Source organism: Aureibaculum koreense (assembly GCF_034296135.1).
Classification (GTDB): Bacteria; Bacteroidota; Bacteroidia; order Flavobacteriales; family Flavobacteriaceae; genus Aureibaculum.
Genome location: NZ_JAXKVV010000022.1, coordinates 1 through 25,716, shown reverse-complemented (window position 1 = coordinate 25,716; position 25,716 = coordinate 1). Strand labels below are relative to the sequence as shown.

29 protein-coding genes are annotated in these 25,716 nt (G+C 33.4%); 11 read left to right on the top strand and 18 right to left on the bottom strand.

All coding sequences use genetic code 11. The annotated features are described in order from the left end of the window. The first annotated feature begins 58 nt into the window (after positions 1 to 58). Positions 59 to 1,600, top strand: a complete 1,542-nt coding sequence (locus UMM65_RS14555; RefSeq protein WP_321977570.1) for a lytic transglycosylase domain-containing protein — start codon at positions 59 to 61, stop codon at positions 1,598 to 1,600. Between the two features lie 65 nt (positions 1,601 to 1,665). After that, the gene (locus UMM65_RS14550) at positions 1,666 to 2,748 is read left to right on the top strand and encodes a DUF4837 family protein (RefSeq protein ID WP_321977568.1); all 1,083 of its coding nucleotides are present in this window, start codon (positions 1,666 to 1,668) and stop codon (positions 2,746 to 2,748) included. On the opposite strand, the gene UMM65_RS14545 is transcribed toward UMM65_RS14550, so the two are convergent. Continuing rightward, on the bottom strand, positions 2,737 to 3,732 hold the full coding sequence (locus UMM65_RS14545) for an FAD:protein FMN transferase (protein WP_321977566.1): 996 nt from the start codon (positions 3,730 to 3,732) through the stop codon (positions 2,737 to 2,739). The two genes, UMM65_RS14550 and UMM65_RS14545, sit on opposite strands and share 12 nt — an antisense overlap. A 158-nt stretch (positions 3,733 to 3,890) precedes the next feature. Between UMM65_RS14545 and UMM65_RS14540 the strand changes: the two genes are divergently transcribed. Next, positions 3,891 to 4,766, top strand: coding sequence for an OmpA/MotB family protein (locus tag UMM65_RS14540; RefSeq protein ID WP_321977564.1), 876 nt, complete (start codon positions 3,891 to 3,893; stop codon positions 4,764 to 4,766). 55 nt (positions 4,767 to 4,821) lie between these two features. Here the strand turns inward: UMM65_RS14540 and UMM65_RS14535 are convergent, their stop codons facing one another. The 9 genes from UMM65_RS14535 to UMM65_RS14495 all read right to left on the bottom strand — a co-directional run bounded on the left by UMM65_RS14535 (position 4,822) and on the right by UMM65_RS14495 (position 12,345). After that, positions 4,822 to 5,616 carry an alpha/beta hydrolase gene (locus tag UMM65_RS14535; RefSeq protein ID WP_321977562.1) on the bottom strand — a complete coding sequence of 265 codons (795 nt, stop codon included), beginning with the start codon at positions 5,614 to 5,616 and terminating at the stop codon, positions 4,822 to 4,824. 3 nt (positions 5,617 to 5,619) lie between these two features. Beyond that, positions 5,620 to 6,480, bottom strand: a complete 861-nt coding sequence (locus tag UMM65_RS14530) for an alpha/beta hydrolase (RefSeq protein ID WP_321977560.1) — start codon at positions 6,478 to 6,480, stop codon at positions 5,620 to 5,622. 129 nt (positions 6,481 to 6,609) lie between these two features. Continuing rightward, the gene (locus tag UMM65_RS14525; protein ID WP_321977558.1) at positions 6,610 to 6,798 is read right to left on the bottom strand and encodes a hypothetical protein; all 189 of its coding nucleotides are present in this window, start codon (positions 6,796 to 6,798) and stop codon (positions 6,610 to 6,612) included. Positions 6,799 to 6,851: 53 nt separating this feature from the next. Continuing rightward, complete coding sequence (locus UMM65_RS14520; protein WP_321977556.1) at positions 6,852 to 7,685, bottom strand: hypothetical protein; 834 nt, start codon at positions 7,683 to 7,685, stop codon at positions 6,852 to 6,854. 48 nt (positions 7,686 to 7,733) lie between these two features. Then, positions 7,734 to 8,480, bottom strand: a complete 747-nt coding sequence (locus UMM65_RS14515; protein ID WP_321977555.1) for a hypothetical protein — start codon at positions 8,478 to 8,480, stop codon at positions 7,734 to 7,736. Between the two features lie 15 nt (positions 8,481 to 8,495). Then, complete coding sequence (locus UMM65_RS14510) at positions 8,496 to 9,245, bottom strand: hypothetical protein (RefSeq protein WP_321977553.1); 750 nt, start codon at positions 9,243 to 9,245, stop codon at positions 8,496 to 8,498. A gap of 210 nt (positions 9,246 to 9,455) precedes the next feature. Then, positions 9,456 to 11,318, bottom strand: coding sequence for a tetratricopeptide repeat protein (locus tag UMM65_RS14505; protein ID WP_321977551.1), 1,863 nt, complete (start codon positions 11,316 to 11,318; stop codon positions 9,456 to 9,458). 217 nt (positions 11,319 to 11,535) lie between these two features. Continuing rightward, positions 11,536 to 11,976 (bottom strand): hypothetical protein, encoded by a 441-nt coding sequence (locus UMM65_RS14500; RefSeq protein WP_321977549.1) that lies wholly within the window; start codon positions 11,974 to 11,976, stop codon positions 11,536 to 11,538. Between the two features lie 3 nt (positions 11,977 to 11,979). Continuing rightward, positions 11,980 to 12,345 (bottom strand): Na(+)-translocating NADH-quinone reductase subunit F, encoded by a 366-nt coding sequence (locus UMM65_RS14495; protein ID WP_321977547.1) that lies wholly within the window; start codon positions 12,343 to 12,345, stop codon positions 11,980 to 11,982. A 333-nt stretch (positions 12,346 to 12,678) separates the two neighbouring features. Between UMM65_RS14495 and UMM65_RS14490 the strand changes: the two genes are divergently transcribed. From UMM65_RS14490 to UMM65_RS14470, 5 genes are all read left to right on the top strand, one after another. After that, on the top strand, positions 12,679 to 13,458 hold the full coding sequence (locus UMM65_RS14490; protein ID WP_321977545.1) for a hypothetical protein: 780 nt from the start codon (positions 12,679 to 12,681) through the stop codon (positions 13,456 to 13,458). After that, positions 13,448 to 13,930, top strand: a complete 483-nt coding sequence (locus UMM65_RS14485) for a type II toxin-antitoxin system VapC family toxin (protein ID WP_321977543.1) — start codon at positions 13,448 to 13,450, stop codon at positions 13,928 to 13,930. The genes UMM65_RS14490 and UMM65_RS14485 overlap by 11 nt, the downstream gene beginning before the upstream one ends. Before the next feature lie 252 nt (positions 13,931 to 14,182). After that, entirely contained in the window at positions 14,183 to 14,506 is a 324-nt protein-coding gene (locus UMM65_RS14480; protein ID WP_321977541.1) for a hypothetical protein, read from the top strand. Positions 14,507 to 14,521: 15 nt separating this feature from the next. Beyond that, complete coding sequence (locus UMM65_RS14475) at positions 14,522 to 15,100, top strand: Crp/Fnr family transcriptional regulator (RefSeq protein WP_321977540.1); 579 nt, start codon at positions 14,522 to 14,524, stop codon at positions 15,098 to 15,100. 90 nt (positions 15,101 to 15,190) lie between these two features. Continuing rightward, positions 15,191 to 16,276, top strand: coding sequence for an alpha/beta hydrolase family protein (locus UMM65_RS14470; RefSeq protein ID WP_321977539.1), 1,086 nt, complete (start codon positions 15,191 to 15,193; stop codon positions 16,274 to 16,276). Between the two features lie 70 nt (positions 16,277 to 16,346). Here UMM65_RS14470 and UMM65_RS14465 read toward each other — a convergent pair whose 3' ends face one another. The 8 genes from UMM65_RS14465 to UMM65_RS14430 form a co-directional block, all read right to left on the bottom strand. Then, positions 16,347 to 16,541 (bottom strand): hypothetical protein, encoded by a 195-nt coding sequence (locus tag UMM65_RS14465; RefSeq protein ID WP_321977538.1) that lies wholly within the window; start codon positions 16,539 to 16,541, stop codon positions 16,347 to 16,349. 48 nt (positions 16,542 to 16,589) lie between these two features. After that, complete coding sequence (gene nqrF / locus UMM65_RS14460; protein ID WP_321977536.1) at positions 16,590 to 17,897, bottom strand: NADH:ubiquinone reductase (Na(+)-transporting) subunit F; 1,308 nt, start codon at positions 17,895 to 17,897, stop codon at positions 16,590 to 16,592. 1 nt (position 17,898) lies between these two features. Next, positions 17,899 to 18,645: an NADH:ubiquinone reductase (Na(+)-transporting) subunit E gene (gene nqrE, locus UMM65_RS14455; RefSeq protein WP_321977534.1), complete on the bottom strand. Its 747-nt coding sequence runs from the start codon at positions 18,643 to 18,645 to the stop codon at positions 17,899 to 17,901. 76 nt (positions 18,646 to 18,721) lie between these two features. Continuing rightward, entirely contained in the window at positions 18,722 to 19,096 is a 375-nt protein-coding gene (locus UMM65_RS14450) for a four helix bundle protein (RefSeq protein WP_321977533.1), read from the bottom strand. A 74-nt stretch (positions 19,097 to 19,170) separates the two neighbouring features. Then, a complete protein-coding gene (locus tag UMM65_RS14445) occupies positions 19,171 to 19,863 on the bottom strand; it encodes an NADH:ubiquinone reductase (Na(+)-transporting) subunit D (protein WP_321977531.1) in 693 nt (230 codons plus the stop codon). A 2-nt stretch (positions 19,864 to 19,865) separates the two neighbouring features. Next, positions 19,866 to 20,615: a Na(+)-translocating NADH-quinone reductase subunit C gene (locus UMM65_RS14440; RefSeq protein WP_321977529.1), complete on the bottom strand. Its 750-nt coding sequence runs from the start codon at positions 20,613 to 20,615 to the stop codon at positions 19,866 to 19,868. Between the two features lie 3 nt (positions 20,616 to 20,618). After that, positions 20,619 to 21,845, bottom strand: coding sequence for an NADH:ubiquinone reductase (Na(+)-transporting) subunit B (locus UMM65_RS14435; protein ID WP_321977527.1), 1,227 nt, complete (start codon positions 21,843 to 21,845; stop codon positions 20,619 to 20,621). Between the two features lie 10 nt (positions 21,846 to 21,855). Continuing rightward, positions 21,856 to 23,202 (bottom strand): Na(+)-translocating NADH-quinone reductase subunit A, encoded by a 1,347-nt coding sequence (locus UMM65_RS14430; protein ID WP_321977525.1) that lies wholly within the window; start codon positions 23,200 to 23,202, stop codon positions 21,856 to 21,858. Between the two features lie 467 nt (positions 23,203 to 23,669). Between UMM65_RS14430 and UMM65_RS14425 the strand changes: the two genes are divergently transcribed. The 3 genes from UMM65_RS14425 (at position 23,670) to UMM65_RS17665 (ending at position 25,616) form a co-directional block, all read left to right on the top strand. Continuing rightward, complete coding sequence (locus tag UMM65_RS14425; RefSeq protein WP_321977523.1) at positions 23,670 to 24,929, top strand: type IX secretion system plug protein; 1,260 nt, start codon at positions 23,670 to 23,672, stop codon at positions 24,927 to 24,929. A 90-nt stretch (positions 24,930 to 25,019) separates the two neighbouring features. After that, positions 25,020 to 25,406, top strand: coding sequence for a Co2+/Mg2+ efflux protein ApaG (apaG, locus tag UMM65_RS14420; RefSeq protein WP_321977522.1), 387 nt, complete (start codon positions 25,020 to 25,022; stop codon positions 25,404 to 25,406). 84 nt (positions 25,407 to 25,490) lie between these two features. Next, the gene (locus tag UMM65_RS17665) at positions 25,491 to 25,616 is read left to right on the top strand and encodes a zinc-ribbon domain-containing protein (protein ID WP_415859565.1); all 126 of its coding nucleotides are present in this window, start codon (positions 25,491 to 25,493) and stop codon (positions 25,614 to 25,616) included. Positions 25,617 to 25,716: the final 100 nt, after the last annotated feature.

Genomic DNA, 25,716 nt, shown 5'->3' with positions numbered 1-25,716 from the left:
TTTTTGTTTTCTTCTAACCCTAACTTTCAGCTGTCAATATTTTAAATATTTAAGCATTATGAGATTTATTTTTATATCTATTTTATTGTTAGTATCCAGCACCGTATTTTCTCAAAAAAACAACGGTAAACTTGACGACAATAAAGATATTAATCAAACAAAAACGCTGAAGATAAGTGCTGACAGTCTTAAAGCCAACCCTCCAGAGTTAATTGACCATAATAATGCAAAATTGATAGACAGTTTATGGTTAGCTACTTTAAAAGAATCATCGTTAGGAGACGATTTTCAGTTTGTTGATCCGGAAGAAGATATTTCAGATACGATAAATAGCGAACTTACCACTGAATTGTTAAAAGAAAGATTGGCCCATTTAAACAGCACCACACCTTTTAATGTAGAATACAATTCTTCTTTAGAGCGATTGATAAAGCATTATTTAAAAACCCGTAAAAAAACCATGGGCATTTTAATGGGCAGGGCAGAATATTATTTCCCAATGTTCGAGGAGCATTTGGACAAGCACAATATTCCAATGGAAATTAAATATTTGGCAATAGTTGAGTCCGCATTGCGACCAACGGCCAGATCAAGAGTTGGTGCATCAGGTCTATGGCAATTTATGTACTACACTGGTAAACAATTTGACCTTGAAGTGAATTCTTATGTTGACGAAAGACACGATCCTCTTAGGGCAACCGAAGCCGCTTGTAAGTTTTTATCGCAATTGTACAACACATTTGACGATTGGGATCTTGCTTTGGCAGCTTACAACTCTGGTCCCGGTAATGTATCCAAAGCAATCAGGCGTTCTGGTGGAAGCAGAAATTATTGGAATATAAGACATAATCTGCCTCGTGAAACCGCAGGCTATTTACCTGCATTTTATGCCACTTTATATTTGATGGAATATGCAAAAGAGCATGATATAGTGCCTCAAAAATTTTTTACCAACAGATTTGAAACCGATACCATTGTCGTAAAACAACAAATTACATTTGATCAAATAAACAAGGTTTTAAATACGGATGATGAATTGCTGGAACATCTGAACCCACAATACAAGTTGAAAATTATTCCTTATGTAAAAGAGAAAAACTATACGTTGCGTTTGCCAGTTCATTTGATTGGGAAATTTGTTTCTAATGAAGAGCAGATTTATGCTTATGCAAAGGAAGATTTAGCCAAACGCGAAAAACAGTTGCCTAAGTTCCAAACATCGCCTGATAAAATAAGATATAGGGTACGTAACGGAGATTACCTTGGTAAAATTGCACAGCGTTACGGTGTTGGTGTATCACAGATAAAAAGATGGAACGGCTTACGATCTAATAATTTAAGGATTGGACAACGGTTGACTATTTATCCTAAAAATTACAAAACCGCATCTTCGAGCAGTAACAAAACTACGACTGAATCTACTTCAAAATCAACGCCAAAGGGCAGTTATACCACTTACACGGTTAAAAAAGGAGATTCGCTATGGATAATCTCAAAAAAGTTTCCCAAAGTTTCTGTGGAGCAAATTAAAAATTGGAACAATATTTGGAGTGTTAAAAACTTAAAGCCAGGTACCAAACTTAAAATTTATAAAAGTTAGGTAAAAGCGTTTGGTGCTTTTCAATGGCAAAATTGAAATTTTAATAACCAATTCCATTTAAACCTATGAAATGTCCATTTACTTCAAACGCTCAAAACAAACCAAACAAGATAATAAATTGGACATTCCTTCTGACCAACAAAAACCCGTCCGCCGGCGTGGCAGGCAATAAATATTTTCAGATGAAAGCTCTGTTATCAGTTGCATTATTAAGTGTATTCTTTATTTCCTGCAATTCAAAAAATACCGAATTAACGTTAAAAGATTCGAATAGTAGGATAAACCATTTGACCATAGTGATTGAAGATAATCTTTGGAAAGGTCAAATTGGAGACTCACTCAGAGATATTATTGCTGCCCCCGTACTAGGTTTACCTCAGGAAGAAACACAATTTACAGTTAATCAAGTAACGCCAACTGCTTTCTCAAATTTATTCAAAAGAAACAGAAATATACTGTTTGTGGGGATTAGTGAAAAAGAAGGCTATTTTTTAAAGAAAGATGTTTATGCAGCTCCTCAATTAACAATGACCATCTTTGGAAAAGATATAAATACGTTAAAACAATTAATTCAAGAACATAAAGAAGATATTATTTCGGTTTTTAAAGATTCAGATTTAGCTATATATCAAAAAGAAAAATCTGGAATCAGTTTAGATACTAAAGATATTAAAACATTAAATAATTTAGGCATTACATTAAAAATACCTCAGACTTATGCCGTAGTTGATGACACAGGTGATTTTTTATGGTTACGCCAAGATATTTCAAAAGGCAGTTTAAATATTATCGTATATGCCCTACCGCTTGTTGAAAAAGATAGTATAGCAATAAATATTGTTGAAAACAGAAATATTATAGGAAAAAAATACATTCCTGGTCCATCTGAAGGATCTTACATGGCTACCGAAGCGGCTTACACCCCATTTACCAAAGAAATTGAATTTTTGGGCAAATCTGCCTTTGAAACTAGAGGCACTTGGGAAGTGCCGGGAGAATTTATGGCAGGTCCTTTTTTAAATTATACTATTGTGGATAAAGAAAATAATAGACTTTTGGTTTTAGAAGGCTTTACTTATGCCCCTTCAATTAACAAACGCGATTTTATGTTTGAACTTGAGGCCATTATAAAAACCTTAAAAATTTGAGGTTGAAAATGTTTTTATTCCCCCTTTATTATCACTATAAATAATAAACGCTTTTAATTGGCTTTGTTTGTCTAAAAAATCTTTAGCTGATTTTAATGGCATTGCCATAATTGCAGTAGCATAGGCATCAACATCCGCACAATCTAGCTGAGCAATTACTGAGACACTTAACAAATTACTTTGAGCCGGGTAGCCTGTTTTTGAATTAATAATATGTGCGTATTTTTTACCCGTAATAGAATCAACCTTAAATTTACGATAGTTACCAGAAGTTGCCATAGCTTCGTTATGCAGCTCAACCGTTTTTTCGATGGAACGTGTACCATCAAAATTCGGGTTTTCTATGCCTACTTTCCAAGGTTTGCCTTTCGTTTTATTTAGTCCTCTGGTACGTAATTCACCTCCAATTTCAACGAGATAGTTGTCTATACCCCTAGTTTCTAAAAACCTACCCGCTATATCAACGGCATAGCCTTTGGCAATGGCGTTAAAATCAAAATAAATACTGTCATTGGTTTTGAATACTCTGTCATTTTGGAGTTTTACCTTATTGAACCCAACCAAATTAAGCAATTGTTTCACCTTTGCTGAGTCTAGCTGTTGTAAAGGTTTTTCTGGTCCAAACCCCCACGCGTTGACCAAAATTCCGATTGTTGGATCAAAAATACCATCCGTTTCTTGGTATATTTTGGATGATTTTTCAAAAACTTCCTTAAAATAACTATCTACAACAATCGTAGTATCTCCACTATTTATCTTAGAAATATCGGAATTGGAAATGTAGGTTGACATTGATTTATTGACCTCATAGAACAAACTATCCATAGATTTGGAAAAATCATGACCATCCTTATCAAAATAGGTAATGTGATATGTGGTACCGAAAGCTAAACCTTCCAATTTTAAGGGCTCATCTGTTCTATGTTCTTTACAAGAGCATAAAATAAAAAAAAGTATAAAAAAAAGTATAAATTTCTCGTACAACAAGCTCATTTTGAATAAATCTCCTTAATTTTTATAGAAATACAAAGGTAAAACTTTATTTTTGAGTATAGCATTGTTAAAATCTTACTAAAAAATTCTTTGCTCAAATAAATTTTTAATAACTTCGCGTACTAATTAAACAATCAATATTTAAAATCATGAAAAAAATACTTTTTCTTTCACTATCATTAGTAATCTTACTTTCGTCATGTGTATCTCAAAAAAAATATGATGATCTAATGAGTCAATATGATACAGCAAAAACCGAATTAACCGATGCAAAAGCTAAAGTTTTAGAGTGCCAAGTTGAAAAGGATAAATTTGCAGGTATGGTGGCCAATTTAGAAGCACAAAATAAATTTTTACAAGACAATCATGCTCAATCGATCAGACAGATTGAAAATTTAACTACATTATCTCAATCAGCTTCTGGTAACATTAAAGACATTGTTGCACAATTGAGTGAAAAGGACAAATACATTAACGGTATCCGTGGTGCTATGTCCAGAAAAGATTCTATAAACCTAACATTGGCTGTGCATTTAAAAAGTGCTTTGGCGGATGGTATTCAAGATGAAGACATTATTGTAAATGTTGAAAAAACCGTAGTTTATGTTGAAATTAATGACAAACTATTGTTTAGAAGCGGTAGTTCCGTAATTTCTAATAAGGCAAAAGACATTTTGGACAAAGTAGCTACAGTTATTGCCAGCCGTCCGGAGATGGAAGTTATGGTTGAAGGTTATACAGACAATGTTCCAATTAGCACTGCTATTACAAAAGATAACTGGGACTTAAGTACACAGCGTGCAACTTCAGTAGTTAGAGTATTACAAAATGATTTTAAGATTGACCCTAAGCGTTTAATTGCAGCAGGTAGAAGCGAATATTTACCGCTAGCAACTAATGACACTGCTGAAGGTAGATCAAGAAACAGAAGAACTAGAATTGTAATTTTACCAAAATTAGATCAGTTCTTTGACGTATTAGAGCAAAAGCCTGATGGAACAATTAAAGGTTCATCTGAAGAGTAATTTTTTTATAATGTTTTAAAAAAATAGGGTCAGATAATTATCTGACCCTATTTTTTTATTTTAATATTTCCCTCAGATTTAAGTGATACTCATCAAATTGTAAAAGATTGTTATGGCTGCCTCCTTCTATGGTAATGAACTTCTTTTGCTTTACCTCAACCTCCTCAAATAATTTTTTGCTATCATCATAGGGTGTTATCCAGTCGTCGGTACCATGAAAAAAAGTAATAGGGCAAGTAACTTCCTTTATATATACATTGGTCATAAATTTATAATTCAGTAAAAATATGGGTGCAAACGGAAAACGATGTTTGCCCGCGTGAGCCAAATTATAAAAAGGGACTTCTAATATTAATTGTCTAGGATTGTTATCTGCTGCTACTTTGGTAGCAAATGTGGTACCTAAGGATTTGCCATAAGCAATTATATAATCTTCATCATATTGCTTTTTTAGATAATCATAGCACAATTGGGCATCGGCATACATTTTATCTTCGTTAAAAGAACCTGTACTCTTACCATAACCTCTGTAATCCATCACAAAAGCATCATAACCGAGATCGGCAAAGTATCGGGTTACTTCGCCCCAACCTTTTAAACTTCCAGCATTTCCATGAAAATACAATACCACACCCTTTGGTTGTTCCACTTTAAAATGTAAAGCATTTATTTGTTCGCCATCGTTAGTTTTTAGATTTACTTCTTCAAAATTTCTATCAAATTGAAAAGTATAGTCTTTTGGTAACACTTGTGGTTGAAAGATTAATTTTTCTTGAAAAAAATAAGCCAGTACCGTAATAAAAATATATACAATGGCCAACCATTTCAAAACTTTAAAAATTTTCTTCATTTTCTATTTCCTTTTTTTTCTGACAAAATCTATACTTGTATTTTGTCTATCAATTGCAGCCATCTCTTTTGATTGCAGTATTTCTTTTAACGCCCTGTGGTAATCCTCAAAATTGTGCAAATTTTTATGTCCGCCGCCAATTACCAAATATAATCTTGATAGTTTGGGATTAATCCTAGACAATCTTACACTCGATTTCATGGGTATTATCCTATCATTGGTGCCGTGAATGAGTTTTATGGGGCATTTTACATATTTTATCCATTTATAGGTTGGCATGGAATATCGCATTAGCAAACCTAAAGGAATAAAGGGCAAATAACGTTTTGCATTGTTGGACATGCTGTAATACGGACATGCTAAAATTAGCATTTTAGGATTGTTAACGGAAGCCACTTTGGTTGCCAATCCGGTTCCCAATGAACGTCCGTAAACAATGATATATTTTTCATCGACTTTCTGCTTGATGATGTTATAGATAGCCTGAACATCGTCTTTCATGGCTTGCTGGGTGCGTTTACCCTTGCTTTTGCCAAAACCCCTGTAATCTATCATAAGCACGTCCCAACCGTAATGTGTAAAGTCAATGGCAAATTTACCCCAGCCTTTAATACTTTTTGAGTTTCCTTTGAGATAAAAAACGACCCCTTTCGGGTTTTTGGTTTTAAAATGAAGTCCGTTTATGGTTACTTTATCATTGAGCTGAATGTTATATTCTTCAACTTCTTGATTTTCGTATTTAAACTTAAAATCGTCTGATAGTTTTTCGGGTTTGAAGATAAATTTTTCCTGAAAAAAATAAAAAATGAGACTTATAGCACTTACTGCAATGACAAAAATAGTTATGATTAGGGTGTAGTTCATTGTGAAATTAAAGATACAAAACTTACTTTAATCAAAAAGTTTTATAAATCCTTAAAATATTAAAGCCGTATCAAAACCATAGAAATCATCTGTTTTAAAACGGCTTAGAATTGATTCAATTCGTTAATGTTAGTCACAAGCATTCCGTAAAGCATCTTCACGCTGAATCATTAATATTTTAATCTCCTCCTCATTACCCGCTTTCTCTATCAATTCGTTGTACTTTTGGGTTATTTCTTCACGAGTACCCATACAATCATCATCTGATGAACTACAAGACGCAAAAGTTAATGCGATCACTATTATCAGTTTTTTCATTATTCGTTGTTTTAATTACTTTTATAAGGCTAATTTCAGTAGTTTGAACTGCACTACATGTTGATATTGTACACTTCTGAGGTTGTATTTTGTCCTATTTCACTATACACAAAATCGGTTCCATTGTTAAAAAAGAATACTTCATAGACTTTGCCGTTAACTGGATAAATAAAAGCTGCATCAACAATTGAATTTAAGTTCAAACCTGATTTTATATTGTTGGTGCATTCATATAGGCCGAAATTGGACAGTGCAACAGTATTTGAAAACGTACCAACCTCATCGTTATAAGTGGTAATCTCTGGCTTGTCTATATTTAGATGAAACAAGCGTTCGCGGTTTTCAACTTTTATATCGCAGTGTCTATCTGGATGCCACGCAAAAGCGGCACTAACACCTTTAAATGGAGAAGAATCATCTACGCCCCATTGTCTTAATAAAAAATTTGAATTTCTAACATTAAAATATGACGGATCGTTCCATTTACCTTGTACTTGATCTCGGTTAAAACCAATAGAGCTGTAACTACCCCCACCAATAGCAAATACATACAAAGAAGATTTTAATACCACTGCTGCTGATGGGCCGCTTTGGGGTAATTTTTGAAAGATGCTATTCTCATCATTTACTTTTCGGATATCTTTTACAACGCCGTTTTCTATCCACGCATAATTGGAGGCATTGATATCAAAAAGTACCACCACATCTTTGGCCAGCCATGCCCCTGCCCCAATTCCGGTTTCACCGAATATTTTGGATAAACCTTGAAAGTCAGTGGGCAGTTTGCTTTCGGGTTGTTTTGGTTCCATTGCCGACTCTTCTTTAGAACAAGAGATTAAAAATATACTTAATAGAAGCATTAAACTGAAGATTTTAAAATTTTTCATAGTGTTATGGATTTTAAATTAAGATTATTAAATGGTTCAATATTTATGTTAATTGACTGTAATTTCTGTATAAGTGTAGTTGTATTGTCGAAAAAATTCGCCGTCCTGATTAGATAAAGTGACTTCTACCGGATACCCCAACTCGTTTAAAACGTATTCATAAATAATTTTACTTGTTGTATAAGTAATGCTTTTTATGGCTTTAGTTGACATGTTTTGAGTTATATCCATGTTAGTTGTTAAGAAATTAAAATAAGGTTGTTTTTCTAGGTCGGCGAATACCCCTTTTATAGAAGTGTATTCAATATCGGCTATATTTCCTGCAATATTCCTACGAATCAAATCGTCATTTTGGTCAAGGTAAATTGAGTGATCAATATTGGTCGACTTATAACTATTCGCAGTTTGATTGTAGTTGTATTTTATTACATCTGATAAACCTTCGTAGGTGAACTCCTTAATTTTACCGTTTTCATCATAGTAAATATGTGTAGTAGTTGTATATCCAAAGTACTTATTGACCCGGCCTTTTTCATTATATGAGTAAAGACCTGATGATAATACAACATAATTTTCAGGACTTCTTCCAACAAAGCTTTCTAGCCTATTAAGGGAATCATAAGTGAATTTTACTGTAATTATCTCGTTTTTGTCATCTGTATAGGTAATCTCACTAGGTAAATATATTTTTTTGGTGGGTTCCGCAATTTTTAAATCTTCTTCACCCGAACAAGAAGTAAAAATGAAGACCAATAGCGTAATAAGTGTAAACGATAGGTATTGTGCTTTTTTCATGTTTAATTTTTTATGTTAATTGACTGTTATTTCTACATAGGTGTAATTGACTTTTTCCAAAAACTCCCCAACATCACTGCTGTAGTTAACCTCAACTGGGTAGCCAAGTTCATTTAAAACATAATCGCACCTTATTTCACCTACCTCAACTATATTTATGGTTTTTAAGGCTTTACTTGACATATATTGTGTAACAAAATCGTCTTTATAGAAAAAATGAAAATAAGGTTGCTTTTGAAGATCTGAGAATACACCTTTTACTTCAGTATAATCATAATAAACTTCAGCATAATCAATGCTATGTATTCTATCGTCACTTTGGTTAAGGTAAACCATAGAATTATTAGTGTCCTCATCTCCCGACCCCCATTTGTAACTGTTCGTAGATTTATTGTAAAAATAATCTACTGTATTACCGTATAAATGGTTGTAGATGCCAGAAATTTTATCATTTACGTCATAATAAATTTTTTCGTAACCGTTGCTGGATAAATAATTAACTCTATTAATCAATCCCTTTTCATCATAAGTAAAGCCATATCCATCAACTGAAAATCTTGAGATTGTATGATACGCCGTTAACCTACCAATAGAATCATAATCAAATTTGATAGTTATGGTTTCCCCACTGCTATCGACATACATTGCCGCTCTAGGTAAATAAATTGTTTTTGCCGAATTTAAATCGTCATCACTTGTACAAGAAGTAAAAATGAAAGTTAATAGTGTTATTACCACCAACACCATGGAGTTTACTTTTTTCATAATTATTTGTTTTGAGGTTAATATTAAATTTTGTTTGAGAGACTTGCCCGATGTTTACATTAACTTACCGAGCAAGACCTCAAAACAAAGTTGACGCAAACATATAAACACTGTTTTAGGGTGCAAAAAAAACACAGGGTACAAAAGGGGTACATAAAAAAACACCTGTAATTAAAGGTGTTTCAGAAGGTTTATACTTTTAACAGAAGTTTAAATGGCAATTATTATAGCTTCTAAAGACTGATCTGAATCAATCCCCATCTTTTTACGAAGACGTTGTCTAGCTTTTTTAATACCATCATGAGAGATGTTTAAAATATTTGCAATTTCTTTAGAAGACAGGTTCATTTTTAAAAGTGCCATAAGACGTAAATCATTAGTAGTTATGGCCGGGAATTTTTGTTGTGCATTGCTGTTAAAATCTTTATATACTTCTTGAAAATATTTGCTGAAGTTTTCCCAATTATTATCATCTTGCAAATCAAAATTGATGGTCTGGATAAGCATTTGGTAACCCGGATCGGCATTGGCATCGGCTTTAAGTACTTTTGCTTTCTGTTTTAAATCATTAAGCACTTCGTTCTTTTTGGCCAAATGTAGGGCGTGCGTGGTCAGCTCTTTGGTTTTAAATTCCAAATCCGCTTTCATTATCTCTTTCTCCACTTTGCTGCGTTTTAATCTTTGATAAAATGCATAAAGCCCAATAATTGCAAGCAGTAGCCCTAGACCCAACAAAAGGCGTTGTTGGTTGCTCACTTTGTTTTTTACATTTAACAGATCAATTTCGTTCTTTTGGTTTTTAATTTCTTGTTCTTTTTTTTCAGTTTCATAAATGGTGCGGAGTTCTTCAATTTGTTGTATTTTTTTATTTGAAAATAAACTGTCTTTTATTTTTTGTGATGCTTTGAGGTAAACAACGGCTTCTTTATGTTGGTTTAAAGTATCCAAAATTTCAGACCTATACTGGTACAGGTTTTGTAAAAGAGGCAAAGTACCATTTGTTTTTGAAATTATTATTGCCCTATTGTTTTTGTTAAGAGCATCTGAAAAATTATTTGATTGATAATCAATTTGAGATAATAGACTATAAGCGTCAGCCAATCTTAATTGAAGATTTTCTTTTTCCGCAATGGCCTTGGTGTCCATCAACAACTGTTTTGCTTTTGGGTAATTTTTATTAATAATTTCCAATTCAGCCAACTTCAATAAGCCCCCCGATATAGGTAATTTAGCATCAACCTCTTTAGCATACGAAATGGCTGAATTATACGATGTTTCGGCATTCTTATAATCTTTTAAATTTTGATAGGAAATGCCCAATGAATTATAAGCATAGGCCAAATAAACTTTGTCATCTAATTTTTTATAGATATCAATAGCCTGCTTAAAATATTCAATAGATTTTTCATGGTTTTCTAAATTAGATTCTATGTCGCCAATTTGTTTTATGACATCTGCCCTTCTCGCTTCATCATTTATTTCTTCCAAGTATTTTAGAGCCTTAAGTGCCTCAAGTAATGCAATTCTATAGCTTCCTTTTTGTATATATATATTAGCAAGCACGTTATGTTGTGCACCAATAAACTTAGTTTTTAAATCACCTTCTTTTTCATGCTCTTCAATTATTTTTAATGTTTCATTTGTGAGGCTGATGGCTTCATCTAAAGCACCAGTTGATTGTTTAATTGATGATAATGAGTGATTTACAAAAATTAACCCTCTATTATTATTTATTTCTTTATAGTGTTTTTTCGCTTTGGTGTAATAATGCAGGGCAGAATCATATTCACTTCTATTTTCATAATAGTTACCTATATGCCTATTCCCGGTGGCAATTCCTTTTTTGTAACCTATTTTTTTTGAAATCTCTAATTCTTTTAGCGAGTAGTTTTTAGCTTCTTCTGGTTTTGAATACATCAGTCTTTCATGTAGCATACCTAAAATAGCTACCTTTACCGTATCGTCTTCTTTGTTATTTTTAAGTTCAAGTTTTAAACTATCAATTAACTTAGTGTTTTGGGCATTGAGTCCCGTTGAAAAAAGAAGTAGAAGAAAGAAGATTAATTGTCTCATGTGTTTATTTTTATTGTTTTTCATCGGACACATGCTGTTCGCAAATAATCATCTCCTTAGGTGATAATGCTTTTAACATGCTCGTTTCAAGGTTTTAAAATTGGATATAAAGATAGTATTTAAAAAAACAGCTTTAAAATTGAACGGTAAGACAAAAGGGGTACATGCTTAACTATATAAGTTTTGACGATTTTTGATGTCAAAAATATAAGCCTGATTACATACCCACCCCATAAAAATAAGCGATATTTTGGTCAGTATCGACCAAATAATAATGATCACCACCACCTGTCCATTCATTGGAATCCCTTTTTGAAAAACATCTTTTATTTTTAACATTTTCGGGATTCCAACCTTCTTTAAAGTCTAGCTTAAGGTCAATTGGCGAGGTCAGTCCGTACTCAATATCGTTCCATGTGGTTTCTTCGTAACCTAAGTTCAATAATTTATCAATAAAAGATGGGGCCGTATTAAATTTTAAAAATAGAGAATAACCTTGCCAACATTCCCCACCACCTTCTATGTCAGAAATGGATTCAACCAAAGGTTTTTCAATAATATATTCAACTATTTCATTGGTCGGAGTTGCACAGCCCGCTTGTTGCTTGCAAGACAACAAATTAATGCAAACAAAAAATAGTAATAAGATTTTTTTCATCTTCTAAGGTATGATTATGTCAAACTCTTCAAATGCTACGTAATAGGGTTGATCTTTAAAAACAGGCATTTCTACACTTTCCGCATTGGCAATGCCCACACCTGCAAACCAAACTTTGGCATTTTGTCTTATGGCATGTTGCTTAAAGGTTTCCATCCAAATTACATCGTAATCTTGGGCATTTTGCAGATTAGAAGTTACCTTTACCAATACAAAAATAGTAGGTTCACCCTTTTTATATAATACATATTGTGGATGTTTTTTGAGCTTGCTATTAATTGCCACAAACTCATAACCCATTTGCTGTAATTTTTCGCCTACTATGTTCATTCCTAGGTTATGCAGTTCTTGTTCGGTGAGTGGGATCATTTGGTTCGTGGTTTTTCTATTTCAGGTTATTGGGTTAATTGCAAAAACTATTTATTTTTTCAAAAATAAGGATTATTAGGTTAATCCAATTATCCGTTCTTAACTGTCCACCTCTGGAGAAACGATTAATCAACGACTAACAGTTTTGATAAAACACCTGAAATCTTAAAGTTATCACTTAAATAGCGTGTTTTTAAAAAAATAATTACATTTACATCTATAAGCGATATAAACGCAATAGAAGTATTAATTGCGTTTATACAATTGTTGGCAAACATATTGGAAAATAGTAATCAATAATAAACTAAATTAAAATAATTGTATCTTTGAATTGTGGAAAAAATAGGTGAAATAGAAATCCGAGTGGTGGGTAAATCAGGTAATCAAAGTTTAAGACCTGACAACTATGACATTAAACATATTGCAACGATTTTGCAAAATGTTGAGGACTTATTATATCCAAACAATAAGAAAGATAGACCTATAATAACTTATGATATTCAAGAGGGTTCTGTAAGACATTTGTTTAAAACGACTATTCAAACAGTAATAGGATTTAGTGCTGTATTAGGTCAAGTTCAAGCCAATGAATCTATAGATTTTTTAGAATTAAAAACTGCGAGAGCAATTGAAAATATCCAATATTTATCACGTCAGAAAAATTATGAATTCCAAATAAAAACTTCTCTCAGTGGGGATTATGAGCTAACCATTAACCCTTCAACTAAATTTTTTAGAGCTGATAATATTTGGGTCGATGCAGAATTCTACTTTTATGGTATTTTAAAAGATGCTGGTGGAAAAAGTAAAGCCAATATCCATTTAGATACCCAAGATTATGGATACTTATCTATTGAAACTGGCGAAGAATTTTTAAAGGAAAGAGAAGAAAATTTACTTTATAAGAAATTCGGTGTTAGGGCGAGTGGAAAACAGAATATCGAAACTGGTGAAATCGACACAAAATCACTTTCTTTACTAGAACTAATTGATTATCAACCTAAATTTGATAGTGACTATCTGAATTCACTAATTAAAAAGACCAAAAAAAGCTGGAAAAACATTAATCCGGATGAATGGTTGTTAAATTTGAGAGGTGGATATGAAGCATAGTGTTTTATTAGATACAAGTTTTTTTATTCGGCTTCTTAATGATGAAGACCCACTTCACACAAATGCTGTAGGTTATTTTAAATATTTCTTGGAAAGTGAAATCGCTCTAAAAATTTCCACAATTACTATTGCTGAATATTGTGTGCTTGGAGCACTCGAGGATTTACCTTTAAAAAACCTACAAATTGTTCCGTTTAATTTAAAAGACGCAGAAAAGACAGGTGAATTTGCCAAAATTATTTTTTCAGAAAATAAAATGAATGAAGAAAAGCTATCACCACGAGCGATTATACCTAATGACTCAAAACTTTTTGCTCAATCTGATTTAGATAAAACTATTACTCATTTCGTAACATCTGACGTTCGTTCAAAAAGCACTTTAGCTTTATTAAAAAGAGGAACTAATCCAAAATTCGATATAATAAGTATTGATGTTCCATATACAGAAACATTTGGGATTTTAGATTTATAAAAATACGTTTTACAACAATGTACTGTAGTAAAAAACAAATAAAAAGACACTAACTTTTCTCTAAAAGTACTTTTATAGTTTCCATTTTATACTAAACCTGTAACAATAATTGCTAACGCGAATTCTCTTTGCTCATGTCTCATGGATTTACTACCTACCTACCGGCGAGCAGGTTTGGTTTTTATTTGTTAAATTAGTTGCTTTACTGCATAGCCATGTTGAAATTCATTTCTACATTTAAACTGTTTAAACATGTATAAAGAAAAATTAGCCCTTTATGATAAATTGGTTGACAAATGCCCCAGATTTGAAAGAAAAGGCAAAACCATGCCTTATACCTCTGCCAATGGGTATATGTTTTCACTCTTAAATAAGGATGGTGAACTAGGAATTAGATTCTCTAAAGAAGTACAACAAAAATATATGGCAGCATTGAACACCACCATTTTTAAATCTTATGGAGCCATTATGCGTGGTTATATTTTAATTCCTGACAGTATGATAGACGATTTAAACAACCTAGCCAATTATTTAAATGAAAGTTACGATTATGTTATGTCTTTGAAGCCTAAATAACCAAAAGAACAAAAAATGAAACTGATTGAATTTTTGCAACTATCAGGTATTGATCTGTCTTCTGAATTACAGCAAGATTTGCTAGGAACCCTTGTTAAGAAAGTGTACGAAAAGGGAGATTATTTTCATAAAGAAGGCCGTGTTTGTAAAGAACTTGGTTTGTTGATTGAAGGTCAGGTGGCGTTAATCCATCTAGTTGATGGAACAGAATTTACCCGATGGGTGGGCATTAAGAATACTTTTATAACTTCCTTGGGTAGTTTTATAAATGAAGTAGCTAGTATAAATGGTTTACGATTTTTATCAGATGCTAAAGTCGAAGTCATGACCAAAAAAGATTTTGACAGATTGTTATATACTTATCCAGAATTTCAACAATTTGTAATTAGAGCAATCAGTCAAGATTTGGTAAAGTATCAATATCTGGCGGATTTATTTATTACCACAAAAGGCACAGAACGCTACCTTAAATTTCAAGAAAAATATCCTCAAATTGTACAAGAAATCCCTCAAAAATATATTGCCAGTATTTTAGGAATGAACCCACGTCATTTGAGTAGAATTCGCAAAAAGTTAACTACAACACCGAAATAGACAAATGTCCTTGTACATAATTCTTTTTATATTCAATTTTGAATATATTTTAGCCATTACCTCAATTTTGCTATTATAAAAAATAGGATTATGAAAACAAAGACATTGATTTCGATAGTATTTACATACTTTTTTTTATCCATTACCTCTTGCGAGGAAATTACTCAAGAAGAACCTCCAATGGGCGATTGCAAGTATAGTTTTCTCAACGAACCTATTGGTTTTTGTGGTTTTGATTTGGACAAAGTACCCTATTGCATAGATTGCCCTGACGAAGAGGGTAAATTAGGTACTTATAATATTTTGATAGATCAACCCAATGATAAATATAATGATGCTGTACCTTTAAGACCTACGGTTTTGGCCGTACATGGATACCTACCAAATTCCAACGAGCCCAACGACCCTTGGGGAGCTTGGACATTAAATTTAATGCGTAAAAATTTTTGCAAATATGGTTACACCGTGGCTTCTTTAGAGTATCGTCAAGATATAAAAGATTTTTCAAAACAACCTATTTGCGAAATTCCAGAAATGGAAATTATAAAAACACATTATAGAGCTATTCAGGATTTAAGGAAAGCCATTAATAAGATTTATGAAAATCCAGCTGATTATGGTATTGACATCAATAACTTGTTTTTGTTAGGGAATAGCCAAGGGGGTATGACCGTCTTAAACGGAATGTTCGCTAACGACGAAGAAGAATGGTTGGCAAGTTTCCCGTCTGAATTTAATAATATAAAAAATGAATTAGGCCCTTGGGAAGCAAGACGTCCTGTAAAGGGTATAATTTCAGTAGCTGGATCAGTATATAATCTAGATTTTTTTGATCAAAGTGATAACATCCCTCTATTCTTAGCACATGGGGTTTGTGACAATGCAGTACCCTATAAAATGGGAGCTTATTATGATTGTCCAACTGATATAAAAGTTAACGGAAGTTACGACATAGCCTGCAAAGCACACCAATTAAACAAACCATATAGTTTACATAGTGTAAAAGGGCTAGGTCACGATTGGAATGATGAAAAGAATGATGAAATAGCTATTAAAATACGTAATTGGATTAAAGATCAGGTTGTTTGTGGTGAACCCAAACAAGAGGAGTTTACAACTACAGCTAATGAAGTGAAATGCCCAGAGACAAGTACTAGTGTTGCTGGTTGTAATTGAATTCACAAATAGAAAACAAAAAAACCGACACAATACTGTATCGGTTCAATTATCTCATTAACTTTCAAGATTATTTTTTGTCAGATTTTGTAGTCTTAGCCATTATAAAAACTCCATAAGCAGCTAAAATCACACCAAGAAATGTACAGGAAAGGTATAATATTTTCGAGCTTTTCATTGACATTAAAGTGGTTCCAAATATTGTAAATAATGCTCCAAGGCTCGAAATAATAATTCCTTTATTATCGTTTTTCTTGTCAGTCATTTTAAACTTAATTTTTAAGCTCATTCAAAAATCGATGGCAACGAATGATTATCCTCCAAAGTCGTCAAACCTGATATTTTCATCTGGAATACCGAAGTCCTCGCCCATTTTTTGAACGGCTTTGTTCATTAATGGTGGCCCACAGAAATACAATTCTATATCTTCAGGGGTTTCGTGATGGTTCAAATAGTTGTCAATAACACAATTGTGTATAAAACCAACAAATCCATCACCAGGGGCATCAATGTCCTCTTTTACTTTCCAATTATCCTCTTCCAATGGTTCAGATAAAGCCATATAAAATTTAAAGTTAGGAAATTCCTTTTCCAAATCTTTAAAGTGGTCTATATAAAACAGCTCACGTTTAGAGCGTCCACCATACCAATAGGTTACTTTTCTTCCTGTTTTTAAGGTTTTGAATAAATGATACAAATGTGATCGCATTGGTGCCATACCAGCTCCACCACCTACATACAGCATTTCGGCATCGGATTCATTGATAAAGAACTCGCCGTAAGGTCCAGAAATAATAACTTTATCGCCAGGTTTTTGGTTAAAAATATAGGAAGATGCAATACCTGGATTTACATCCATCCATCCATTTTTATTTCTATCCCATGGTGGTGTTGCAATACGTACATTCAACATAATTTCGCGACCCTCAGCAGGATAAGAAGCCATAGAATAAGCACGTTCTACAACCTCATCGTTTTTCATTACCAATGGCCATAGGTTAAACTTATCCCATTCCTCTTGAAACTTATCAGGTCTTTCATGCTCTTCAGGGTGTGCGGTAATATCCATATCCTTATAGTTGATTACGCAAGGTGGAATTTCAATTTGAATATAACCACCTGCTTTGTAACCCATATCTTCTGGAATTTCTACCACAAATTCTTTAATAAACGAAGCAACATTGTAATTTCTTACAACCGTAGCTTCCCATTTTTTAATACCAAAAACCTCTTCAGGAATGGTAATGTTCATATCCTGTTTTACCTTAACCTGACAAGAAAGCCTGGCTCCTGCCTTTAACTCTTTACGTGTAAAATGTGGTGTTTCGGTAGGCAACGCTTCCCCTCCACCTTCTAATACGTGGCACTCACATTGGATACAAGTACCGCCACCACCACAGGCAGATGGTAAAAATATTTTTTGTCCACTTAAGGTTGAAAGTAATGAATCTCCCGAAGGCACCTCTATTTCCTTTTCTCCATTAATTGTAATTTTAACGGGTCCAGATGGAGCTAATTTTTGTTTTACGAATAATAAAAGTGAAACCAATAACAATGTAATTGCCAAAAATGCAACTACCGTAGCTATGATTACCCCTGATGTACTTACTGCTAATAACATATTATTGATTTAAAGCGGTTGTAGTTTCTTCTATTTCTTCTTCTTTGGTCGAATTAACGTCGGCGTCATTATCATTCTCCTCTATTTGAATAGCTTGCTCGGTTGGTGCTGCTTGTTCTGCACCTTCGTCACCTCCGGTTAACATTCCTCCAAAGCTCATAAAGCCGATGGCCATTAATCCTGTAAGGATAAAGGTTATTCCTAATCCACGCAACGCAGGTGGAACGGCTGAATATCTAATTTTTTCGCGAATGGCAGCAATGGCGATAATGGCCAAAAACCATCCGATACCCGAACCAACACCATAAGTTAAGGCTTCTGACAACGTAGGAATTTCACGAGATTGCATAAATAAAGAACCCCCTAAAATAGCACAGTTTACCGCAATCAACGGTAAAAAGATACCCAAAGAGTTATATAACGCCGGTGAAAATTTTTCTACCACTATTTCTACCAATTGTACCATGGTTGCAATGGTTGCTATAAACATGATAAAGGATAAAAAGCTTAAATCATAACTTGCATACTCTTCACCCAACCAAGCCAAAGCTCCCTCTTGCAAAACATATTGGTCTAACAACCAGTTTAACGGTACAGTAACCGCCAATACAAAAATAACGGCAGCTCCTAAACCAACAGCGGTTGAAACTTTTTTAGATACAGCTAGGTAAGAACACATTCCTAAGAAATATGCAAATACCATATTATCTACAAATATCGATTTAAAAAATAATTCTAAATATTCCATGTTTTATAGTGTTCAGTGTTCAGTGTTCAGTGTTCAGTGTTCAGTGTTCAGTGTTCAGTGTTCAGTGTTCAAATTATTATTTTTGAATTTTAACCCCAAATCTTTGAGGGTTTAAAATCATGTAATTTATTAACTTACCCACTTCTTCACTTTGTATTATTAATTTATCAAAATCCTCTTTATTTATATATTCACAGGCTAAAGAAAACTCCAACCATGTTTGTACTTCAGAATTTTCAGCATCACTATCCGTTAACTTACTCGCAAAATGCTTTGGGTAAACTCTTTTTCTATATGCTTCTGAAATACTTGCCGAAACACTTCTCGAAGCTCTTCTAATTTGACTTGTCAACGAATAGACTTCTTCTTTCGGAAACCCCTTCGTGATTTCAAATATAGCCATAGCTAAATCGAAAGACTTTCTATATGCTAATAAATCTTGAAATCTCATTACTGTTTCTTCAATTTAAATGTTCACTCCAGTTCTAACTGCCAACTGAAGACTGAACACTGCCTACTAATTTTTTAATGTTCTTCTACTAATTCTTTATTTTTACTACGTTGTACCCAAATAATAAGCCCAACTACAATCAATGCCATTGGAGGCAGTACCATAAATCCGTTATTTTCATAACCGATGCTGAATAGTCCTGTTTTTTCTACAGGGTCTCCTAACACTTTGAATCCGAATAATGTACCTGACCCTAATAATTCCCTAAAGAAACCTACGATGATTAAAATAACACCATAACCAGCAGCATTACCAATTCCGTCGAGAAATGATCTCCATGGGCCTTCTGCTAATGCAAAAGCTTCAAAACGCCCCATGATAATACAATTTGTAATAATCAATCCAATAAATACAGAGAGTTCCTTACTTAAGGTGTATGCAAAAGCTTTTAATACTTGGTCAACTATAATTACTAACGTAGCAACTACAATTAATTGTACGATAATTCTAATTTTAGATGGGATAATGTTTCTCATTAAAGAGATTACCACATTACCAACACCCATTACAAATAGCACCGAAATTGCCATTACCACAGAAGGTTTTAGCTGTGCTGTAATTGCCAATGCAGAACAAATACCCAATACCTGAATGGTAATAGGATTATTGTCCGTTAACGGGTCGGTAATCAGTTTTCTATTTTTTTTAGAAAACAAAGGCTCTTTGGGAATTTTTACTACTTCCTCTTTTTCTGCTACTTCTGCCATAATTATTTTAACGTTTTAAAATAAGGTACATACATTCTTAAATCTTTCTTTATCATTGCTGTTACTCCATCACCAGTAATGGTTGAACCTGCAATAGCATCCACTTCATAATCATTTTTATCTTCATTTTTAGGATCTGCATTTCCTTTTGCTACGGTTATTCCTTTAAACACCCCAGCTTCAGTAAGTAAATGTTCTCCATAGAAATCATCCATAAAATAACGTTGTTTGATTTCCGCACCTAAACCAGGTGTTTCTCCTTTATGGTCAAAAAATACGCCTTGTACAACCATTGATTTGTCAAGAGCTACAAATCCCCAAATGGCATCCCATAATCCTTTTCCTCTAATTGGAACAACATAGATTGGTTCACCATCTTTTTCGCCTTCAAACAATGGAAGTCTTCTTTCATAATCTGGATCTTTGGCTTTTGTCTCTTCTTTTTTGATGTCTATTAAATAAGCTTCAGGATCTTCGGTAACTTCATCTCCTTGAATTACATATTGCTTTTTGATAGTGCTGTTAAAAACTTCCTCAACCCTATCAGTGGAAATAAAGGCTACATCATTTGCCCCTTCGTTATCGTTAATGCCCATGGCATACAATATATTCTGCTGTTTTTCAAAACGCTCATTTGCTTTTACCAAAGGTTTTAAACCTTGGGCAAGTCCTGCAAGTATAGAACCCACTACCAACACCATAACGATGGCAAAAATAATGGTGTAACTATTTTTATCTGTATCGATTGCCATAATTTAAGCTGTTTTTAATTTTGCTCGTTTTAATCTTCTTTTCACATTGCCCTGTACCACATAATGATCTATGGTAGGTGCAAAAACGTTCATTAATAATATTGCCAACATTACCCCTTCTGGGTAGGCTGGATTAAATACCCGAATCATAATAGAAATAAATCCGATCAAGAAACCGTAAATCCATTTTCCTCTGTTGGTTTGCGATGCCGTTACTGGGTCAGTTGCCATATAAACTATACCAAATGCCATACCGCCAATTAATAGATGTTGCCAAAATTCAGTACTCATCAAACCGTGAAATTTGCTCGTTTCCGTAATCCATCCCGCATCAACAACCATATTAAAAATAAGGCCCATAGCCAAAGCCCCTATAACCGCACTTAACATTATACGCCAGCTACCTATTTTAGTAAAGATGAGGAACAATCCGCCCAAGAGAATTAACAGCGTTGATGTTTCGCCTATAGAACCTGGAATAAAACCAAAGAACATATCCATTACGGAATAGTCAACTGGGTTTGATTGAGCCAAGCTACCTAAAATAGTTTCTCCAGAAATAGCATCAGCAGTGGAGCCATTTGCAATTTCTTTGGTTCTTTCTACAGCACCATGTACCCAAACTTTATCACCACTCATCCAAGTTGGATAGGCAAAGAACAAAAATGCTCTAATCGTTAAAGCAGGATTTAAAATATTCATACCTGTACCGCCAAATACTTCTTTTCCGATAACTACACCAAAAATAACAGCGATAATTAACATCCAATAAGGAGTGTCTATAGGAATAATAAGAGGAACCAACATCCCTGTAACCAAATATCCTTCCTCAACTTCATGTCCCTTTATGGTTGCGAAAATAAATTCAACACCTAAACCAACTCCATAAGAAATAATGATCAACGGTAGCGTTTTCCAAAAACCCAATGCAAAATTTTGAAAGTTCCAAAATTCAGGTCTAAAAAACCCTGTTGATATTGCTTGAATGTCCCCAGTAGCAATATAATGCTGATAGCCCGCATTGAACATACCAAAAATTAGACACGGAATTAATGCCATAATTACCGTATTCATGGTACGTTTTAAATCGTCAGCAGCCTTTATATGTGTCCCTGCATGAGCAGTTTCGTTTGGCGTATATAAAAACGTATGCAAGGCATTAAAGGCAGGTGCCATTTTTGTGCCCTTATACTTCTCTTTTAACTTATGTAAGTTTTGTTTTAAACCCATTGTCTTTTATTTATCCTATTTCTTCTAACATTAAGTCTAGCCCTTCTCTAATAATTTGCTGATGTGGTTGTTTAGACACACATACAAACTCCGTTAAGGCAAAATCTTCCGGTACTACCTCGTACATCCCTAAGGCCTCCATTTCGTCCAAATCTTTATACAAACAAGCTTTTAGGATTTGCATCGGATAAATATCTAATGGAAAAACCTGTTCGTAATTACCTGTAAGTACAAAATTTCGATGTTCACCGTTCATATTTGTAGTAAGATCGTATTTTTTATTTGGTGTTAACCAAGAAAATGTTAAGGCCCTAGTGTTAGAAATTTTATTGAAAATCGGCTTGTTCCAACCAAAAAACTCATAATCATCACCTTCAGGAATTGCTGTTATCTCATTGTCATAATACCCTAGGTAATCCTCCCGTTTAACTTGTTTGCCGGTAAGTACATTACCGCTTATAATTCTTGTATTGCTATCTAAATTTTCAGAAACAATATCTGCAATATTAGCTCCAGCAACAACTTCAACATATTGATTTTTAATAAATTGAGATCCCGTTAGAGCGATAGTCCTTTTAATATTAAACTTTCCTGTAAGTAGGAGTTCACCAATAACCACTAAATCTTGTGGTGTAACTACCCAAACTATTTCGCCTTTGTTTATAGGATCGATTTTTGCAATTTGCGTACCAACGTTGCCACTTGGATGTGGTCCAGAAACCTTATGAATTTCCGCACCAGTTACCGTAGACATTGGTGAATTGGATTTTTTGCCAATGCTCACATGAACCTTTCCTTCGGTCAGTTTAGATAATGCAGTAACTGCCGCTTGCAATTCAGCTTCTTTACCCTGTAAAATATAATCATAATCAGCAGCCAATGGTGCACTGCTATAAGCAGAAATAAATATTGCTTTTGGGGCTTCGTTTGGGTTGGCAATAACATCATACGGACGTTTTTTAATAAATGGCCAACAACCAGAAGCTAATAAATGTGCTTTTATTTCGTCAGCACCAAGACTATTAGGGTCCTTTTTACCAAAATCTTGATATTGCTGTTGCTTGTCCGCTAAAATTTTAATTTCTAAAATTTTTCGTTTGGCACCTCTTACAATTTCAATGATTTCACCGCTTACGGGTGAAGGGAACATTATTTCTTCATACTTTTTGGAATGAAAAACAGCTTCACCAGCTTTAACTTCTGCTCCTTGTTTTAAAATAAGTCTTGGCGTAATTTTGTGGAAGTCTTCAGGTTTTAAGGCGTAAACACTACCTAAGGAAGGCTTAGTGGTAGTTTTCTCTGCTTCGCCTACAAGCTTAATATCTAAACCTTTTTTAATACGAATGTCTTTTGACATATTAATAGAATATGGTTAATTATCAATAAAAAACGGTGCAAATTTAAAGATTTTGTACGTGTTATTTACCTTTTTATATGATAAATTATTATTTATAACGATTCTAAATAATGATACCGATTTTAAAGTAAAAATAGTCAAATAAAAACTTCGTTTTCAAGAAATAAGCTAAAATTTTTTTGCACGACAAATCATGAGAAAAATGCCACGAATTCACTAATTTTTTAATTATTATGGATTAAATACCAAGGATAAGCACTAATTTTTAAAAAATCTATAGATTTTTTAATTCGTGATGATTATCTTTTCATAACCAATATCATTTAATTCGTGTACCTGCCCGTCCGGCAGGCGGGTTGGTGGCTAAAATGGTTGAGTCTAAGAAATTACAGAGATAATTTTTCCTTGCTAAAATTAAATCATTAGTTTTGGTATAACTTTTGATTCTAACAGTTCAAAATTAATCAATGCAACACCCTGTTTATCGCTTTTTTATATTAATCTTTTTAACTCTTTATTCGGGTTTAGGTGTTGCACAAACTGAAGTAATTGTTAACCCGCCCGAATATATAAAAACCATTGTCTTTCGATCTGGGCAGATAAACAACTATGCTCCTATCGTGAAATTAGGCGAACCTTTACTGCTAGAATTTGACGATTTAAGTGACAGTCAGGCCGAATATTCCTATAAAATTGAACATTACGATTACGATTGGAAAGTTTCAAAACTTATTGCCACAGAATTTATTAACGGTTATGATAACGATTGGATAAGAAATTTTGAAAATTCGTTTAACACGCTACAGCCTTATACCTATTACAGGTTATCGCTACCAAATGAGAATACGCAAATAAAATTAAGCGGTAATTATTTAATTAGCATTTTAGATGAAAATGGTAAAATTCTTTTTACAAGACCTTTTATTGTTTATCAGCCTTTAGTTAATGTTGGTGTAAGTGTGCACAAGAGTAGAGATATTAGCACAATAAATTCTAAACAGAATATAGAATTTAGCATTAATCATCCTGATTTGTTGATTAACAATCCCAGTCAAGAAATTAAGGTCCTTCTTTATCAAAATAACGATTGGAATACCGCTGTCAAAAACATAAAACCCCAGTTTTACAGAGGCAATCAACTATTGTATAGGTATTCTGATAAAACATCCTTTTGGGCAGGTAACGAGTACTTGTTTTTTGACACCAAAGAGATCAGAAATGCAACAAATAACATTGCTAAGAGTCGTCTTGACGGGTTGTTCAATACCTATTTATATACAGACGAAATGCGTAAAAATAAACCTTACACCTTCTATCCGGACGTAAATGGTAATTTCGTAATCAGAACTATCGACAGTGATACCAATGCCACCGAAGCCGATTATTCTTATGTGCATTTTACACTTGAAGCCTATACCGATGTAGGCGAAGATGATATTTATATCTATGGCGATTTTAACGATTGGCAATTGACCGAAGAAAACAAAATGGAATATAACGAACGCCTTAAACTTTATACCCGTACCATGTTATTAAAACAAGGCTTTTATAATTATACTTACGTAACGGGAGATGATGAGGGCAATATCAATAACCACGCCATTGAAGGCTCTTTTTACCAAACCGAAAATGATTATTCCGTACTTGTTTATTACAAACCTATTGGGAGTAGATATGACCAAGTAATAGGCTACGGCCGAGCCAATTCTGAAAACTTACGCAACTAAATTCCTTTTTCTGTATCTACTTTGTATAAACTCAATATACATCAATAAAAATATTCATATATTTGTGATAATATTTACCACTATTTAGCTATGGTACAGCAAGTAACAAAAGGAATTAAAATATCTGTAAAAACAAAGTTTGAAGGCATCAGCCATCAGAGCAATAGACTATTTTTTACTTTCAGCTACCAAATTACCATTGAAAATCAAAGTAATGCGTCTGTTCAGTTAATAAGCCGTCACTGGAAAATATTCGATGCTTTAAAAAGCTTGGAAATTGTTGAAGGTGAAGGAGTTATTGGTAAAAAGCCTATTTTAGCACCTAAAAAATCTTATACTTATAGTTCTTATTGCAACCTTACTTCGCCAACAGGAGCTATGAAAGGATTCTACAATATGATTAACTTTACCAATACAAGTAGGTTTAAAGTTCAGATACCATCTTTTCAATTGACGGTACCTGCTATTTTGAATTAACAACAAATTCACTTCTTTTACTTTAAATAAAATTTACTACTTTTAGTCATTCATGTATATCTATACTATAAGAATTGATTTACAATGAAATCAACCACCAGGTTTTCTAAAAACAAAAGAGGCATTGAATGTTTAAATTGTAATCAACCTATTTCTGATAAGGACAACTTTTGCTCTAACTGCGGACAAGTAATACCATTTCTGATTTAAAAATACTCAAAAAATGTTTTAGTGTATAATTGATAACTGGTGATAGATTTTATAAGTTCAGGAGTTAGTTGGTTTACCATCTCAGTAATTTTATCTTGTA